Source organism: Streptomyces sp. NPDC031474 (genome assembly GCF_055581185.1).
In genome coordinates this window covers 80,729-97,521 of sequence record NZ_JBVIJX010000014.1, presented here as the reverse complement: position 1 = coordinate 97,521, position 16,793 = coordinate 80,729, and the positions used below count along the sequence as shown (strand labels likewise).

At 69.5% G+C, this 16,793-nt stretch carries 14 protein-coding genes and 1 pseudogene; 10 read left to right on the top strand and 5 right to left on the bottom strand.

The window, feature by feature from the left end; translation table 11 throughout:
- Positions 1 to 72: 72 nt before the first annotated feature.
- From ACZ5SK_RS29105 to ACZ5SK_RS29095, 3 genes and pseudogenes are all read right to left on the bottom strand, one after another.
- Positions 73 to 1,266, bottom strand: a complete 1,194-nt coding sequence (locus ACZ5SK_RS29105; RefSeq protein ID WP_328482071.1) for a N(5)-(carboxyethyl)ornithine synthase — start codon at positions 1,264 to 1,266, stop codon at positions 73 to 75.
- Positions 1,267 to 1,330: 64 nt separating this feature from the next.
- Complete coding sequence (locus ACZ5SK_RS29100; protein WP_334580306.1) at positions 1,331 to 1,603, bottom strand: hypothetical protein; 273 nt, start codon at positions 1,601 to 1,603, stop codon at positions 1,331 to 1,333.
- Between the two features lie 441 nt (positions 1,604 to 2,044).
- Positions 2,045 to 2,243 (bottom strand): annotated as a pseudogene (locus ACZ5SK_RS29095) (PIN domain-containing protein); the annotation flags it as partial.
- A gap of 110 nt (positions 2,244 to 2,353) precedes the next feature.
- On the opposite strand from ACZ5SK_RS29095, the gene ACZ5SK_RS29090 reads away from it, so the two are divergent.
- The 4 genes from ACZ5SK_RS29090 to ACZ5SK_RS29075 all read left to right on the top strand — a co-directional run bounded on the left by ACZ5SK_RS29090 (position 2,354) and on the right by ACZ5SK_RS29075 (position 4,452).
- Positions 2,354 to 2,785: an Asp23/Gls24 family envelope stress response protein gene (locus ACZ5SK_RS29090; protein WP_328482069.1), complete on the top strand. Its 432-nt coding sequence runs from the start codon at positions 2,354 to 2,356 to the stop codon at positions 2,783 to 2,785.
- A gap of 38 nt (positions 2,786 to 2,823) precedes the next feature.
- Positions 2,824 to 3,051 carry a hypothetical protein gene (locus ACZ5SK_RS29085; protein ID WP_334580304.1) on the top strand — a complete coding sequence of 76 codons (228 nt, stop codon included), beginning with the start codon at positions 2,824 to 2,826 and terminating at the stop codon, positions 3,049 to 3,051.
- Positions 3,048 to 3,494 (top strand): Asp23/Gls24 family envelope stress response protein, encoded by a 447-nt coding sequence (locus tag ACZ5SK_RS29080; RefSeq protein WP_334580303.1) that lies wholly within the window; start codon positions 3,048 to 3,050, stop codon positions 3,492 to 3,494. The genes ACZ5SK_RS29085 and ACZ5SK_RS29080 overlap by 4 nt, the downstream gene beginning before the upstream one ends.
- 466 nt (positions 3,495 to 3,960) lie before the next feature.
- The gene (locus tag ACZ5SK_RS29075; RefSeq protein ID WP_328482067.1) at positions 3,961 to 4,452 is read left to right on the top strand and encodes an STAS domain-containing protein; all 492 of its coding nucleotides are present in this window, start codon (positions 3,961 to 3,963) and stop codon (positions 4,450 to 4,452) included.
- Positions 4,453 to 4,646: 194 nt separating this feature from the next.
- On the opposite strand, the gene ACZ5SK_RS29070 is transcribed toward ACZ5SK_RS29075, so the two are convergent.
- Positions 4,647 to 5,966, bottom strand: a complete 1,320-nt coding sequence (locus tag ACZ5SK_RS29070) for a glycoside hydrolase family 32 protein (RefSeq protein ID WP_334580301.1) — start codon at positions 5,964 to 5,966, stop codon at positions 4,647 to 4,649.
- Positions 5,967 to 6,070: 104 nt separating this feature from the next.
- Between ACZ5SK_RS29070 and ACZ5SK_RS29065 the strand changes: the two genes are divergently transcribed.
- From ACZ5SK_RS29065 to ACZ5SK_RS29040, 6 genes are all read left to right on the top strand, one after another.
- Positions 6,071 to 7,126: a LacI family DNA-binding transcriptional regulator gene (locus ACZ5SK_RS29065; protein ID WP_328482065.1), complete on the top strand. Its 1,056-nt coding sequence runs from the start codon at positions 6,071 to 6,073 to the stop codon at positions 7,124 to 7,126.
- A 214-nt stretch (positions 7,127 to 7,340) separates the two neighbouring features.
- The gene (locus ACZ5SK_RS29060; protein WP_328482064.1) at positions 7,341 to 8,639 is read left to right on the top strand and encodes an ABC transporter substrate-binding protein; all 1,299 of its coding nucleotides are present in this window, start codon (positions 7,341 to 7,343) and stop codon (positions 8,637 to 8,639) included.
- A gap of 106 nt (positions 8,640 to 8,745) precedes the next feature.
- Positions 8,746 to 9,726 carry a carbohydrate ABC transporter permease gene (locus ACZ5SK_RS29055; RefSeq protein ID WP_328482063.1) on the top strand — a complete coding sequence of 327 codons (981 nt, stop codon included), beginning with the start codon at positions 8,746 to 8,748 and terminating at the stop codon, positions 9,724 to 9,726.
- Entirely contained in the window at positions 9,723 to 10,643 is a 921-nt protein-coding gene (locus ACZ5SK_RS29050) for a carbohydrate ABC transporter permease (protein ID WP_334580299.1), read from the top strand. The genes ACZ5SK_RS29055 and ACZ5SK_RS29050 overlap by 4 nt, the downstream gene beginning before the upstream one ends.
- Before the next feature lie 42 nt (positions 10,644 to 10,685).
- Positions 10,686 to 12,347, top strand: coding sequence for a glycoside hydrolase family 13 protein (locus ACZ5SK_RS29045; RefSeq protein WP_443041291.1), 1,662 nt, complete (start codon positions 10,686 to 10,688; stop codon positions 12,345 to 12,347).
- A gap of 96 nt (positions 12,348 to 12,443) precedes the next feature.
- Positions 12,444 to 12,782 carry a PfkB family carbohydrate kinase gene (locus ACZ5SK_RS29040; RefSeq protein ID WP_328482060.1) on the top strand — a complete coding sequence of 113 codons (339 nt, stop codon included), beginning with the start codon at positions 12,444 to 12,446 and terminating at the stop codon, positions 12,780 to 12,782.
- Positions 12,783 to 13,170: 388 nt separating this feature from the next.
- Here ACZ5SK_RS29040 and ACZ5SK_RS29035 read toward each other — a convergent pair whose 3' ends face one another.
- Positions 13,171 to 16,740 carry a glycoside hydrolase family 32 protein gene (locus ACZ5SK_RS29035; RefSeq protein WP_361703417.1) on the bottom strand — a complete coding sequence of 1,190 codons (3,570 nt, stop codon included), beginning with the start codon at positions 16,738 to 16,740 and terminating at the stop codon, positions 13,171 to 13,173.
- Positions 16,741 to 16,793 lie beyond the last annotated feature (53 nt).

Here is a 16,793-nt window from a genome sequence, read left to right as displayed (position 1 = left end):
CGGTGCGACGCCACCGGCCCGGCCGTCGCGTGACACCCCGCAGAGGAAGTGACACGCCCGGTCCGGGATGTGTCAGGCCGGCTGCGCGGCGGGGTGCAGCAGCGGGGTGGGAGCGGACGCCGGGGCCTCCGGCGGGTGGGGGTAGGCGGCTGACCGGTGCTGGAAGGAGAGGATCTTCGGGTTCTGGACGACGCCGTCGCGGATCTCGATGGCCTTCCTCACCGTGACGTCGGTGTCCCATGCCCCGGGACCGCTCATGACCTTGCGCAGGTAGGGAAGGAGCGCCTCGCTGATCTCCCAGCTGGCGGAGTTCCACAGGTGGGACGGGCTGTGATCCACCGCGTAGTAGTGGCACCCCGCTCCCACCGCGGGCATGGGCTCACCGAAGGTGGTCGGACGGGCCCATGCGAAGCCCATCCCCTCGTCGCAGGCGACGTCGACGAAGAAGGTCCCCGGCCGGAACAGGGCGAGTTCCTCGTCGGTGACGAACATGAGCGGCGCGTCGGTGTCTTGCAGGACGCAGTTGACGATGATGTCGAACCCGGCCAGGTACTCCGCCAGCGGCACGGCACCGGCCGCGGTGACCGCCTGTAGCCGCGACGGATCGTCCGCCTGCTCCTCGAAGTGGCCCATCACGACCGAGGGCATCGGCGAGGCCACCGCCGCTGCGGCACGCTGGGTGAGCACGGTGACGTCGGAGACCCCCATGGCGCCGAGGCCCGTGACGGCTCCACGCGCCGTGGCGCCGAAGCTGATGACCACCGCGCGCAGGCGGCGCCCGTAGCTGCCGGTCAGCCCGCCGAGCTGGAGGGCGTGCAGCACCGAGCAGTATCCGGCGAGCTCGTTGTTCTTGTGGAACACATGGACGCTGAAGGCGCCCGTGGAGGTCCAGTGGTTCATGGCTTCCCAGGCGATCAGGGTCAGCCGTCGATCGATGCCGATCTGGGTCATCTTCTCGTCCTGCACACAGTGCGGCCACCCCCACAGCACCTGGCCCTCGCGGAGCTCGGCGATGTCGTCGTGCATCGGTTTGGGCAGCAGCACGATGTCGCACTCGGCGAGGATCCGCTCGCGCGGGCGCAGTCCGGCCACGAGGGGTCGCAGCGCGTCGTCGGCGACGCCGAAGCGTTCGCCGTATCCCTGTTCGAGGAAGATCTTCTCGCGTACGTCCGGGGCGATCCGGCCGAGGTGGGCGGGGTGCAACGGCAGGCGGAACTCGTTCTCCTTGCGGGAGGAGGCAAGTACTCCGAGACTCATCAGGCTCATGGCTTCCCCAGTATTTCGTTGGCTTCGTTCTCGGCGTGCTCGTCGCGGCTGCCCGGCATCAGGCTCAGGAGCTCTCGGCCCGGTGCCTGCGGACGCGCTCGGCCAGCGGGAGCGGCGTCTCGTCCAGGCCGTCGGCCGACCCGCTCGCCATGCGTGCGCACGTCCCGTGGCAGGCGAGGAGCTGCTTGTCGTCGCGGTGGGAGACCACCACCGCCTGGGGGTCGGCTGCGTTCCGGTAGTCGGTGCCGCAGATGAGGCAGGCCAGTCCTGAGAGCACCTCCGCGCTCGGTTCGGGACGGCCACGCCGGCGGCCGGAGATCGAATCCTGTGAATACATGCGTCTCGCATCCTCTTGAGCGGTTCGGACGTGCTGACCGGTTCGGACGTGCTGATGGGTCCAGGGCCGTCGGCGAGATGCCGGAATGCCCCGGGGGGCATCCCGGAAGCCGGTGATCCGCTACCGCTCTGCGCGGGTCCGGATACGGAAGACGGCGGGAGAGTACGAGCCTGGAGGCATGAGGCGGCTCATTTCCGGCCGGATCCGATGTGGGCCGGCCTGTGCCGTTCCCCGAGGGCGACGCCGAAACCGATGACGGCGTGCGAGGTGCGCTCGGTGCCGCAACCGTACTCCCCTCCGGACCCCGCAAGTACCGCATGCCGACGGGCACGCGGACCGACCAGGTCCGCGGGCCCGGACCCCCCGTGGGCAGCGCCCGTGGTCCCAGCCGGCAGCCGGGGCGGCCGCGCGACCTCCGACGGCGGGGTCGCGCGCCGCGCGGTCTCGCTGCTGAACCTCCTTGAGCACTCTGGCCACCGTCGCGAAGTCGTTGTCCACGTGGAGGACGGTGTCCGTGGTGGACCGCGGTCGCACACACCGACAGGTCGGTCCCTCCTGCCGCGCGATGCCGGCCTCGCCGGGTCAGTTCGTACTGGGCGGTGTCGACCCAAGGCCAGGCAGTCTTCGGAACAGGAGCCACTCGGCCGGTCACCCCCCACCCACGGTCCGCAATTCGGTCATAACTCACTAAAAAGACTACGATCTGAACGGTGAGTGCGCAGGTGGTCCCCTCAAGGAAGGAATATCCCGATGACTGAGAACACCGGCGTAAGGCACGGTGGTGCGCCCGGTTCTCGAGGCCGGACGACCGTCGCCGATGTGGTGGTGGAGAAGATCGCCGGAATGGCGGCACGGGACGTGCTCGGCGTCTATGCCCTCGGCAGTGGATTCGCCCGCTCGATGGGGTCCATGCGGGAGCGGATGCCCGGCGCCGGTAGTGGCAAATCCGCCACCCGAGGGGTCAGTGTCGAGGTCGGAGAGCTACAGGCGGCCATCGATCTGGAGATCGTCGTCGAGTACGGCGTCTCGATCACGGACGTGGCCGGTGCGGTGCGGGAGAACGTGATCTCCGCAGTGGAGCGGATGGCGGGTCGGGAAGTCGTGGAAGTCAACATCACGGTCAGCGACGTGAAGCTGCCCGAGGACGAGGACGAAAGCGAAGATCGGCAGCGTATCCAGTAGCCGGGGCGGAGCAGCCCGCTTGAGTGAAGGAGCGCGTCATGAGCAGGGCCGTGGTGGGCTTGATGGCCGGAATGGCGCTGGGTTTCGCCGCGTATTTCGGTGACTTCTGGGCTTTCCTGCTGGTGCTGGGGCTGGGTGTCGTCGGTCTCTTGATCGGGCGGTTCACGGAAGGTGATGTCGAACCGGGCGACTTCGTCCGCCGCCGAGACCGGCAGGAGCGGTTCCGCGATGACCGGCGACGGGCTCGGGGAGACTGGCGGCAGTGACTGGTGAAGACGATCGGCGTCCCGGCATTCCCCGCGGGGAGCGGGGTGCGACCACTGTTGCCGACCGGGTCGTCGCGAGGATCGCTTCCCACGTGGCGCGCGATGCGCTGAGCCGGTTCACCGAGTCGGCCGGCCACGTGCCACCCGGCCGCCGGACGCCACGCGTGACCACATCCGTGCGGCGGGCACCGGAGCGGAACACCGCAGGACGAGACGCCGAGTCTCCCGCGACACGGCAGGCGGTGCTCGGCGAGGCACGGCTGCGCATCACAGTCGAGCTCGGCTACCCGTCCGACATCGGGGCGCAGTGCGCCGCAGTGCGCCGGGAGGTTACCGAACGGCTCAGGACATGGGCGTGCATGGAGGTGTCCGACCTCGCGGTGTCGGTCGAGAGGCTCCACTCGGTACATGCGCGGCACACGGGCCAGGAGAGGGTGAGATGAGCGCGAACACCCGGCGGCAGCCGACCGGTGACAGCGACCTTCCCTCCGATTCCGGACAGGCAGCTCCGCCGCCTGGGAAAACGCTCGCGCACGCGCGGGACTCGGCCGGCCTGGACCGTCTCCCGTCGACGGTCCGACTCCGGGAAGTCCGCCACCGCGCCGACCGCGTCGCGGGGAATGGGCGGCTTCCGGCCGTCCGTCGGACCGGGTAGAGGGCTATGCTCCGTACTGACGTCCCAGACCCCGGCGGCTTGTCGTTGCTCGATACAGATGGTGCGGGGAAGCGGACCTTTTCGTTCGTCACCCGGCGCATCCCTGGAGGGAACCGGGTGGGTCCTCATGTCCTGTCGGACCGGCCGTTGCTCCACCTCCGCCGAACGTACGCCCCTGCCGGGAGCGGGCCAAGGGACAGGGAATCCCTGCGTCACCGCGTGCGCTGCCGGATGGTCGTGAGAACCGAGGCATCATGCCCCTCCCACAGCTCACCGTCTACCGCCGTGACCGAAGGAAGAGGGCGCTGCTCACCCTGACCGGTGAAATCGACCTGGAATCGACCCCACTGGTGCGCACGGCACTGGAGCGGTGTCTTGGCGACGGTATCCGCACCATCGATGTCGACCTCACGCCTGTCACCTTCTGCGACTGCAGCGGCCTCAACGCCTTCCTCCACGCCTCCCAGCAGACCACCGAGACGGGCGGGACCCTGCGCCTGCACCACCCGCCACCGATGCTGGCCCTGCTGGTCGACCTCACCGGCTGCGGGTTCCTGCTCCTCGGCCTTCCGTTCGGGCACCTGTCACCTCCACTCGGGGAGGCCCCGGCCGCGGAGCACCGGCCTGTTCCGACGGCGCCTGTCCTCTCGGGCGATGTGCGGTGGCGGCCCGATCCGTTCGGCGCCGCGACGCCTCGGGCTTCGCGCACTGAGTGGCGGCCCGAAGTCGGGGGCCACGAGGGATGAGGCAGGTCACCGGGCGGGCGCTCCGAGCATCAAGCCCCGGTGCACGTCTGGATCTCCTCGGGGATGCCACGGGGCCGGACGAGAGACATCCGTTCTGATCACCGCCCCTGGAGGCAGCGAGCTCTTGGCGCGGGTTCGTGGTCGGTCGGTGAGCCCTGGAGGCCATATCGATGTGGGGCCGGGGGCCGGCCAGGTCAGACGCACCGGCATATGGCGTGGTGCCCGGCCGCCGGGCCGGTCAGGCGCTTCGGTCGGGCAAGTTCCCAGACCTCGGCCCGCCCGCCCGCCGCATCCGTGTCACCGTCCAGCCGCAGTTGGGCGACCTCGGTGATGCGAAGGTCGGACCATGTCCCGGCCACGCCGCCGCGGAAGACCTCGACGATGCCCGCGTCCCAGAACAGCCGCAGCGGTCCGTCGAGTCCGGCGAAAGCCGCCAGGTCGACGGCCATCTCGGCTCCGTCCAGGGAGCGCAGGGCGACTGCCCGCACGCCATCCGCCGCCGTGGCGTGGAGCACCAGCTCACCGGCGGTCCTCCTGCCGTCGAGGTCAGCCGTACCGGTCACCGGTATGGGTGTCGAGGCGAGCCGAAGCCGCGTCAGTTCGGCCGCCGGCTCGCAGTGCAGGCGGCCGTGCCGTACCGAGAGTTCGCGTGGCAGGGTCATGGCGCCGACCGCCTTGCCGCCGAGGCCGGTTGGGTCCTGGTGGGTGCGTATCCAGCCGAACTGGATCCTGCGGCCGTCCGACGTCCAGTACGACTGCGGGGCGTAGAAGCGGTCGCCCACATCCGCGACGCCGGTCTTGCGTACCTCGAAGTCGGCCCCCGAGGTGGTGCCGGTCATCCACCACACCGCGGGCCCCTCCTCGCCGTCCTCGTGGATGACGGAGATCAGCAGTGCTCCTGTGCCCTCCACGGCGAAGTAGTCCGGGCACTCCCAGACCGCGCCCGGCACCTTCGAGCCGGCCCGGTCGACGAAGACTCCGTCGTAGTCCCACGTCCGCAGGTCGGGCGAGGACAGAGCGAACACCGAGCCCCCGTGGTCGCGGCGGGCGCCCGCGACCAGTTGCCGCCACAGCCCGTCCTCTCGCCACACGCTGTGGTCGCGGAATTCGGTGATGTCGTCCGCGGGTGGAGCAGGGACGAGGGGGTTGGCCGGGTCCTTGACGAAGCCCGACAGCCCGTCGTCGGCGGCGCGTGCCAGGCACGGGAGCTGGGCGTCGCCGAGGACACCGGTGTAGAGGATCGAGACCCCGCCGTCGTGCTCGACCGCGCAGCCCGAGAAGCAGGCGGTCGCGTCGTAGGGCGCGGTCTCCCGCGGGCCGGGGAGGAGCGCCACCTCGTGCTCGGTCCAGGTGAGCAGGTCCGGGGAACTGGCATGGCCCCAGTGCTGGTTGGTGAAGTCGGTGCCCTCCGGGTTGTACTGGTAGAAGAGGTGGTGCCGCCCCTTCCAGTGGATCAGCCCGTTGGGGTCGTTCATCCAGCCCTTCGCGGGGGCGTAGTGGAGCCATGCGGGCATGTCGAAGGTTCCTCTCATTGCAGGCGAAATGTGATGAAGCGCACGAGGGCCGGTCGGCGTGACAGCCGGTTCTCAGGTGCGGGGTGGTCTCGTACTCTGGCGGCGTGTCAACCCATGAAGATCACCGACCGAGGGCGGGCAGACCGCGCCGGACCGATGTCGCGCGCCTGGCGGGCGTCTCCCCCGCGACCGTCTCCTTCGTGCTCAACAAGACGGCCGGCCAGACGATCAGTGACGAGACCCGGCAGCGGGTCCTGCAAGCGGTCGCCGAACTCGGCTACCGCCCCAACCGGGCCGCGCAGGGGCTCCGCCAGGGGCGCAGCGCCACCATCGGCTTCGTCAGCCACGACGCCGACTTCGGCGTGTTCGCGGCCTCCGCGATCAAGGGGGCCCACGAGGCGTCGGTACGCCAGGGCAATCTGCTGCTCCTGGTCAACACCGGCGGTTCGAACCGCCAGGCAGCTCAGCTGGTCGGCGAACTGCTCGACCGGCAGACCGACGCCCTGATCTTCGCCGCGGCCGGCACCAGGTCGGTGGTGATCCCGGAGAGCGCCGGGCGGGTCCCGACGATCCTCGTGAACTGCTTCGTCCCGGACGACTCCACCCCGTCGATCCTTCCCGACGAGGTGCGCGGCGGCCGGGAGGCCGCCCAGGCGCTGCTCGATCTCGGCCACCGGGACATCGCCTACCTCACCGGCACGGCCAGCGCCTGGGCCACCAAGGCCCGCCTGCGGGGCTTCCGCGAGGCACTGCGCGGCGCCGGACTCGATCCGCGGGATCACACCGTGCTGTCCGGCAACTACCATGCCGACTCCGGTTACGAGCTGGCCCGCAGGCTGCTGCGGCGCGACGCCAGGCCCACGGCGATCATGTGCGGCAACGACCGGATGGCCGTCGGCGTGCTCCTGGCCCTGCTGGAGGCGGGACTCCGCGTGCCCGAGGACGTGTCGGTGATGGGCTACGACGACCAGTTCCAGCTCGCCGCGGAGATACACCCGGCACTGAGCACCGTACGGCTGCCGTACGAGGCAATGGGCCGCCTGGCCGCCGAACAACTCGCCGCCGGCGGGCCCGCCGTGCAGACCGGACGGACCTTGCTGCACTGCCCGCTCGTGATACGCGGCTCCACTGCGGCCCCGGCGCGGCCCGCCAGGGGCTGAGCCGGGCCGGGTCCGCCGCACCCGTACATCCACGGATAACTCCCTCGTAACAGCTTATTGACGCGACAAACAGGTGAGGACTAGCTTTCGGCAACTAACCCGAATTAGTAACGGCTGAGGTGACCCGGCGCAAGCCCCCGCCCCAGCAGCGAGATCACCTCAGGTGCGAGACGTCGGCCCCTGCGTCGCCGGCTCACCGACCAAGGAGGAACACATGCCCACACGGAAGCTGGTTCTCGGGGTGAGCGCCGTCAGCGCGCTCACGCTGCTCGCCACCGGCTGCTCATCCGGCTCCGACAGCAGCGCGGGTGGCGGCACGAAGACCGTCACGATCTGGACGGGCATGGACCAGCCGATCATCGACGGCCTCAAGTCCAAGCTCGCCCCCCAGGCCAAGGCCGAGGGAATCACCGTCCAGTGGCGCAAGGTCGACAACATCAACCAGCTGCTCGTGCAGAAGGTGCAGGCAGGCGACGCACCCGACATCGCACTCATGCCGCAGCCGGGCATCATCAAGGACCTCGCATCCAAGGGCAAGGTCACCCCGCTGGACGACGTCCTCGATCTCCCGGCGCTACAGAAGAGCATGACGGCGGGCACGCTGGACGTCGCCAAGGTCGACGGCAAGACCTACGGCCTGATGGTCAGCATGAACGTCAAGGGCCTGGTGTTTTACCCGAAGAAGGCGTTCGAGACCGCCGGCTACGCCGCGCCGAAGACCCTCGACGAGCTCAACACCCTCACGGCGAAGATCAAGGCCGACGGGAAGACGCCCTGGTGTCTGGGCATCGAGTCCAGTACGGCGACCGGCTGGCCGGCCACGGACTGGTTCGAGAACCTGGTCCTGAAGTACGGCGGCATCGACAAGTACAACGAGTGGATCTCACACAAGATCAAGTTCGATTCGCCGTTGGTCCGCCAGGCCGCCGCCCAGTTCGAAAAGATCGCCTTCACCGACGGCAACGTGCTCGGCGGCCGCAAGTCGATTGCCAGCAACGCCTTCGGCACCGCCGGCAACGCGATGTTCAACAGCAAGCCCGGCTGTTACATGTACCAGCAGGGCAGCTTCATCACCGGGTTCTTCCCCAAGAGCGTCCAGAAGAACCTGGACACCGAGGTCGGCGTGTTCGGCCTGCCCCCGGCCACGGCGGGCGGCGACAACCCCGTGGAGGGCGGAGGCGACACCGCCTCCATCTACAAGGACAGCCCGGCCGCCCGCAAGGTCATGAAGCTGCTCGCGGCCACCGACCTCGGCACCACCGCGGCGGGCAACGGCTCCTCCTTCATCTCCCCGCACAAGGACTTCCCCCTCAGCAACTACCCGCTGAAGACCACCCAGACGATCGCCAAGGTCGCCTACGACTCCACCGGCTTCGCCTTCGACGCCTCCGACGCCATGCCGACCGCGGTCGGCACCGGAACTTTCTGGAAGGACATGACGGCCTGGATCGCGGGTGAGGAGTCGCTGGACACGGCCCTGAAGAACATCGATGCCGGCTGGCCCGCCAACTGACCGCGCGGCAGGGCTGCCGAGGACGGGCGACCGCAGCGCCCCCGTCCGCCCTCGGCAGCCGCCGAACAGACCCGACACCAACTAGCGTTCGAGGAAGGTGACCGCAGTGGTCAGCCAAGTACTCTCGACGGTGCTCACGGTGCTGGCGGGTGTTACCGCCGCCCTGGCCGTCTACTGGGTGCTCAACAAGCTCGCCGAAGCCCTGCCGGGCCGCTGGGAAACCCGGATCAAGCCCTATCTCTACATCGCGCCGGCCATCGCGGCGATCGGGGTCTACCTGGTCTACCCGACCATCGTCACCATCGTCGACAGCTTCAAGAACAGCGACGGCTCGGGCTTCGTCGGACTGGACAACTTCAGCGAGCTCCTCGGAACACCGGCCTTCCGGCAGACCCTGCTCAACTCGCTGCTGTGGATCGCCATCGTCCCCGCCGCCTGCATCGTGGTGGGCCTACTCGTCGCCGCGCTCGCCGACCGCCTGTCGCCCAACGCCGAGAAGGCGGCCAAGACCATCATCTTCATGCCCATGGCCATCAGCGCCGTGGGCTCCGCCACGGTATGGCGCTTCATGTACGCCACCCAACCGGCCGGCACCCCGCAGACCGGCCTGCTCAACGGCGTCGTCACCGCCTTCGGCCACGACCCTGTCCCCTGGCTCCAGCAAAGCACCCTGCACTCCAACAGCATGCTGCTCATGGTCATGCTGCTGTGGGGCCAGGCCGGCTTCTCCATGGTGCTGCTGTCCGCGGCCATCAAGGGCGTCCCCGCGGACACCCTCGAGGCGGCCCGCCTGGACGGCGCGGGCGAGATGCGGATCTTCTGGCGGATCATCATCCCGCAGATCCGGGGAACGCTCATCACGGTCTTCGTCACCGTCCTCATCACCGTCATGAAGATCTTCGACGTGATCTACGTGATGACCAACGGGTCCTTCAACACCAATGTCGTCGGCCTGGAGTTCTTCAACCAGCTGTACACGAACTACGACTATGGCCACGCGTCAGCGATCGTCGTCATGCTGCTCATCGCCATCGTGCCGATCATGATCTACCAGATTCGCCACTTCAGGGCGGAGGAGTCGGCATGACCATCCAGAAGACCGCCTCGACGGCACAGCACCGCAACCGCACCCAGGCCGCCCCCGCAGAGAGCGGCAGGCGCAGCACGACGCGCGGCCGGCTCCCGGTACGGCTGAGCGTGCTGTTCGTCTGCGCCCTGTGGATCGTGCCCACCCTCGGGGTGGTCATCACGTCCTTCCGCAGCGTCGACGACGCCAATTCCAGCGGCTGGTGGACGCTGTTCGCCCACCCCGGCGGACTGACCGACCTGACCACCGGCAACTACTCCAAGGCCATCGAGCAGGCGGATCTCGGCTCGGCCTTCCTCAACAGCGTGGCCATCACGCTCCCGGCAGTCTTCCTGCCGATCCTCATCGCCGCCTTCGCCGCCTACGCCTTCACCTTCATGACGTTCAAAGGCCGCGACACCCTCTTCATCATCATCGTGAGCCTGCTCGTCGTACCGAACTACGTCGCGTTCGTCCCGATCATCAAGCTCTACGCCTCCGCGCACCTCAACGGCACCTTCCCGGCCGCCTGGCTCGCGCACATCGGCTTCGGCATGTCGATGGCCGTCTACATCCTGCGCAGCTACATGGCGACCCTGCCCAAGGACGTCATCGAGTCCGCCAAGATCGACGGCGCCAGCCACTTCCAAACCTTCTACCGACTGATCCTGCCAATGTCGACCCCCGCACTGGCCTCCTTCGCGATCTTCCAGTTCCTCTGGGTCTGGAACGACCTCCTGGTCGCCCTCATCTTCGTGGGCCCCGGCGACAAGCAGCCCATCACCGTCGCGACCAACAGCCTGCTGGGACAGCAGGGCGCCGGCTGGGAACTCGTCACGGCAGGCGGCCTGTTCTCCATACTCGTCCCCATCCTGGTCTTCCTGACCTTGCAGCGGTACTTCGTCCGCGGCCTCACCAGCGGAGCCGTCAAAGGCTGACACGAGCCGCGCCGGGACTCGACGCACCCCACCAACCCCCACATGCACACCGAACACAGTCAGGAACCCGGCAACGTGAGCACAGCACACGACCCCTGGTGGCGCTCCGCCGTGATCTACCAGGTGTACATACGCAGCTTCGCCGACGGCGACGGTGACGGAACCGGCGACATCGCCGGCCTACGCTCCCGCCTGCAATACCTGGCCTACCTCGGTGTCGACGCGATCTGGATCAACCCCTGGTATCCGTCCCCGCTGGCCGACGGCGGCTACGACGTCTCAAACTTCCGCGACATCCACCCCACGTACGGCACCCTCGACGAAGCCCGGAAGCTGATCACCGAAGCCCACGAGCTGGGCCTGCGCGTCATCCTGGACATCGTCCCCAACCACACCTCCGACCAACACGCCTGGTTCCAGAAGGCGTTGGCGGCAGCGCCCGGCTCCCCGGAACGAGACCGGTTCATCTTCCGTGACGGGAGAGGGGAGAACGGCAGCGAGCCCCCCAACGACTGGCACGCGGCCTTCGGCGGCCCCACCTGGACCCGCACGCCGGACGGACAGTGGTACCTCCACCTCTTCGCCCCCGAACAACCCGACCTCAACTGGGACAACCCCGAGGTCCGAGCCGAGTTCGAGTCCATCCTGCGCTTCTGGTTCGACCTGGGCGTGGACGGCTTCCGCATCGACGTCGCCCACGGCATGGTCAAGGACCCGGCCCTCCCGGACCTCGGCCTGACGGAGTTCTCCGTCATCGCAGGCGAGGACCAGGAGAACCACCCGCACTGGGACCGCGACGGCGTCCACGACATCTTCCGCAGCTGGCGCGCCGTCGCCGACGGCTACCCCGACCCCCTCGTCTTCGTCGCCGAGGCCCACGTCCGCCCCGGCCGCCTCGCCCACTACCTGCGCCCCGACGAACTCCACACCGCCTTCAACTTCGACTTCCTCAAGTGCGCCTTGGAGGCCGACAAGTTGAGGGAGGTGATCGACCGCACGATCACCGATCTGGCGAAGGTCGGTGCCCCCGCCACCTGGGTCCTCTCCAACCACGACGAGACACGCCACGTCACCCGCTACGGCCGCGCCCACACCGGCGTGACGACCCCGCTGCGCGACCGGCACCACCCCTCCGACCTGGCCCTCGGTACCCGCCGCGCCCGCGCAGCCGCCCTGCTCATGCTGGCCCTGCCCGGCAGCGCGTACATCTACCAGGGCGAGGAACTCGGCCTCTACGAGGTCGAAGACCTCCCCGAGTCGGCGCTCCAGGACCCCACCTGGGAACGCTCCGGCCACACCGTCCGAGGCCGCGACGGCTGCCGCGTCCCCCTCCCCTGGACCGGCGACACCCCACCCTTCGGCTTCAGCACCGCCGAAGCCGTCCCCTGGCTCCCCCAGCCCGAAAACTGGAAGTCCTACACCGCCGAGGCCAACCAGGCCGACCGCACCTCCATGCTCCAGCTCTACCGCTCCGCCCTGCGCCTGCGCCGCACCCACCCAGGCCTGCGGGGCGAGGACTTCCGCTGGCTCGACAGCCCGGACGGCACCCTGCTCTTCGAACGAGGCGACGGCGTGTCCTGCGCGGTCAACCTCAGCGAACAGCCCCTCCCCCTTCCCGAAGCCTGCACAGTGCTGCTGGCGTCAGGCCCGCTCGACAGCGGCCTGCTGCCGGCGGACACCGCCGTCTGGCTCCAGCAGGACTGACGGGACACAGACCGGGCGCGTCAGTCAACAAACTCCCCGCTACTGGCGCGCCCTCCCCCTTTGCACGATCCGCAGCCATCAGAAAGGACATCCGCCTTGACCATCGCCGTGACAGGTGAGGTACTCGTCGACTTGGTCTGGCGCACCGGCGCCGACCACCTCACACCGCACCCCGGCGGAAGCCCGGCCAACGTTGCCGTCGGCCTCCACCGCCTGGGCAGGACGGCGACCTCGATGAGCTGCTGGGGCGACGACGCCCCCGGCGCCCTGATCGGCGCCCATCTCGCCACCACCGGTGTGCCGGTCCACCGCCTGCCCAGCGCCTCCCGCCGCACCACAGTCGCCCTCGCCTACGTGGACACCGCCACAGGGGCGGCCACGTACGACTTCCTGGCCGCTGGGACCCCGAGGACCTCGCCCTCGGCCCTGACGTGACTCTGCTGCACACCGGTTCGCTGGCAGGGGTGGTCGAGCCGGGGGCGACCCGGGTCGTCGAGACGTGCCGCCGAGTGCACGACACCCCTGGGCACGCGGTCGCGGTCGACCTCAACGTCCGCCCCGCCGTCCTCCCCGACCCAACCGCCTACCGCGCGGCCATCACCCGGCTCGCCCAGCTCCGAAGTCGCGAGCAGCGGATTTCAGTCCGTTCAGGCAAAGTTGACGATCCGACACCCATAGATGCACGTTTCCGCAGGTCAGAAGCCTGCACAGGTGGGGCGGGTGGGACTCGAACCCACGGCCGACGGATTGTGAGTCCTTTGAGGATCTTGGGCGGTCCTGGCCGATCAGTGTCCGTTCATGACGTTTTTGCAGGTCACACAGGTTACTCCCGCACGTACGTGTCCTGGTACGCCGCCCTCCCCCCGAACACGTTCAAGCCGACGTGTCCGCTTGTGTACGTCGTGTCCGTCACGTCGATGATCCGGGTGCCGTTGAGGAACACCTGGATGCGGTCGCCCTCGGTGAGGACGCGGACGGGGTACGTCGTGCCGCGGCGGACCAGGGCTGGGACGCGGGCGAGGGCTTTGGCGTCGTCGAAGTAGCCGTCGGCCTTGGCGACCAGGCGGATCACTCGCAGGTCGGGGTCGATGTTGAGGCAGTAGGCGTCGGTGCCGTCGGAGGAGGCGCGCCATAGGAGGGAGAGGGCGCCGCCGGTGTCCGGGTCGGGGCCGCCGAGCCGGACCAGGGTGGTGAGGTCCAGGTCCGTCGCCGTGCGGGCCGAGATCGCGTTGGAGTCCTTGTCGAAGCTTCCGGCGCGGCCCGCGCTCTCCGTCGACCAGCGGCCGGCGGGGGTGATCGTCAGCTTGCCGACGTCCGAGCGGAATTCACCGCCGGTCGGGGCGGCCACCAGCGGCTTCACCCGATCCACCAAGCGGCAGGTGCTGTCGAGCCTGTGTACCTTGAGCGAGTCGATGTGTGCGGTGCCGCCCTTGGCGTAGAAGGCCATGCCGTCGGCGTCCGGGCCGGGGAAGATCAGGCTGGTCACGACGGCCTGTCCGTCCGCGCCGAATGCCTCGACCGAGGACGAGTCGACGTACACGCGCAGGGTCACGCGGCCGCCGGTCGTCTTCATCGGTGCGGTCGTGCGGCCCGTGAAGTACTGCGTGAAGTCGCTCAGGCCCGATGCCGAGCGGTCCACGAACAGCTCCTGCGCCTCGGCGTCGTATCCGACTGTCGTGTGCTGGTCGTCGTCGGTCCGGAGCCGGAAGCCGACCTCCGTCGCGGTGCCGAAGGTGACCTCGGCCTCGATCTCGTAGGCGATCCCCCGGACTCCCGCGAGCGGGTTCGCGGAGGTGGGGTCGACGGCGAGGTCCTTGCGGGTCGTGGTGGACGTGCGCAGGGCCGTCAGCTCCCGGACCGGGCGCTGCGCCAGGCGTACGCCGTCGGCGGTGTCCGTGAGGGTCAGTTCGCGGGGGGTGCTCAGCTGGCCGTTCCAGCCGCCGGTCGGGCCGCTGAAGGGGTAGTCCCAGTTGCTCATCCAGCCGAGCCAGACGCGGCGGTCGTCGGGCAGGCCGTAGAAGGACATGGCGGCGTAGTAGTCGCGGCCGGAGTCGGCGCGCAGGACCGTGCCGGCCTTCTGGTCGGGAGTGAAACCGGTGCCGTTCCACTCACCCGTGAAGTACTGGGCGGCTGAGCCGTTCGTGGCGCGTACGGCACCGGTGCTCAGGGTGAGGACCCACTTCACCTTGTCCTTGTCGCCGTCGACGGGGAGCGGGAAGAAGTCGGGGCACTCCCAGACGCCGGGTGTGGCCCAGTCGCCGTAGCCGAAGGAGCTGACCTGGCTCCAGGTGAGGAGGTCGGTGGAGGTGAAGAAGCGGATGTGGTCGCCGCCGGAGACGACCATCAGCCACTGGTCGTGAGCCTCGTCGCGGATGACCTTCGGGTCGCGGAAGGTCCAGCCGGCGTCGGGGCCTCCCGGGTTCTGCACGGCCGGGGTCGATTCGCCGTGCCACTGCCACGAGCGGCCCTTGTCCTTGCTGTAGGCGATGCGCACGCTGGCGTTTCCGCCCGGCTTGTCCGGGTGGTAGCTGGTGTAGTACGCGATCAGGCCCGAGCCGCCGTCGAAGAGACCGGAGGTGTCGTCGGCGTCCACGACCGCGCAGCCGGTCCAGCAGTGGCCGTAGGCGTTCCAGGGCAGGGCGCTCGGCAGGGGCTGCCAGTGGACGAGGTCGGTGCTGACCGCGTGCGCCCAGCGGCCCTCGTCCTGGTGGAAGAGGTGGTACTCGCCGTCGTGGTGCAGCAGGCCGCAGGGGTCGCTGGTGGGGCCGGTGAGCTGGGAGTAGTGGTACGTGGGGCGGTACGGCTCGGTGAAGTAGTCGGCGGTGCCGCGCACTTCGACGTTCTGGAAGTACGACGTCCCGTGCGCGGCCGCGGTGCCGAAGGCGGCGCCCTTGGTGCGGGACACGCGGGTCTTCAGCGCCCGTACGCCGTCCACGTACACCTCGATGGTTCTGCCCGTCGCGCGGGCCTCGACGCGGTAGGTGCCGCCTGACGCGATGCGCCGGACCGGGCCGGAGGCGGATGCGAGGCGGGTGCCGGAGGAGCGGTCCAGCAGGACGACGGCGTCGCGGCCGGCTTCCAGGCGGGCTTCGTAGCCGCCGGAGCCGTTCGCGGACGCGCGCAGGACGAGGCCGGCCGAGGAGGAGCGGTCGCCGGGTGTGATGTCGGCCCTCGCCACCAGGTCGCCGTCGGTGCAGGGGGCCGTGCGCAGACCGTTCTCGCCGCGGATGCCGCGCAGGTCGGGGGTCCAGGTGCCGGAGCGGGCCGTCCAGCCCTGGAGGCCGGTGGCGAGGTCGGCCGCGGCGATGTTCTCGAAGGACACCTCGCCGGCCGAAGCCGTGACGGCGAGTCGGCCCTTCGTGTGGGTGGAGTCCTGGGCGGTGATGACGGGGCTGTAGCCGTCGGGAGAGAGGAAGTCGGTCTGCCAGTGCACGCGCAGTTCGTCGTGTTCGGCTTCGACGCGCAGACGGTAGACCTTGTCGGCCTTGATGGTGGTCGCGCAGGTGCCGAGGGTGACGTCGCCGTCGATGCGGTAGAGCCTCAGCCTGCCCTGGTCCGCGTCGACTTGGACGCCGTAGCCGTGCGTGGCCGTGGCGTCGGTGCGCACCAGCAGTGAGGCGATGGCGGAGGCGTCGTGCAGGAGCAGGTCGGCCTGGAGCGTGGTGTCGTACGTCTTGGTCGTGGTGATGGCGCGGGCGGTGGCTCCCTGGGTCGGTGCCGCGCGCCAGCCCAGCGGACTCGCCGTCCAGGTGCCGCCGCTCGTGGTCCAGCCGGTGAGGTTGGTGGTGACCGAGGAGAGGGAGGGCGGGCCGAAGGTGACCTTGCCGCCCTGAGCGAGCAGGCCCAACGAGCCGCTGTCGTGGCGGTGGTCCTCGGTGTGGAGGAGCCGCTTGCCGTCGACACGCACCGTCAGCTCGGGTCCGTCGAGCGTCACTTCGAGGTCGTAGGGCTTTCCGGCCTGCGCGCCCGGGAGCGGAGCGGTGGCAAGTGTGTCGCCGCCGGCCAGGTCGTAGAGCCGTATGCGGGCGCGGCCGGGGTCGAGGGCGACCGCGTATCCGGTCGAGCCGTCGAGGGCGGCCCGGATCACCAACGCGCCTACGGAGGAGGAGGATTGGGGCGTGACGCGGGCCGCGTACGTGCCCTTGGTCGCGAGTTGCTGCTCGGACAGGGCGAGGGCGGGCCCGCGACGGTCGGCGGTCGCCTTCTGGCCGCCGTCGGAGGTGCGGGTCCAGGTGCCGGTGACGGGGATGGGGTCGGGAATCGGGGTGGCGGCGGGGGTCGCTCCGGCGGCGCTCGGGGCGGCGGCCTGTGCTGCGGGGAGGATGGTTCCGAGAGGCAGCAGGGTGGCGGCGGTTCCTCCGGCGAGCAGGAGGGAACGGCGGGACACGCTCATGGCGGCTCCTGAGGGAGAACAGGGGGTGGGCCACGGCCCGGGGGGACGTCCAC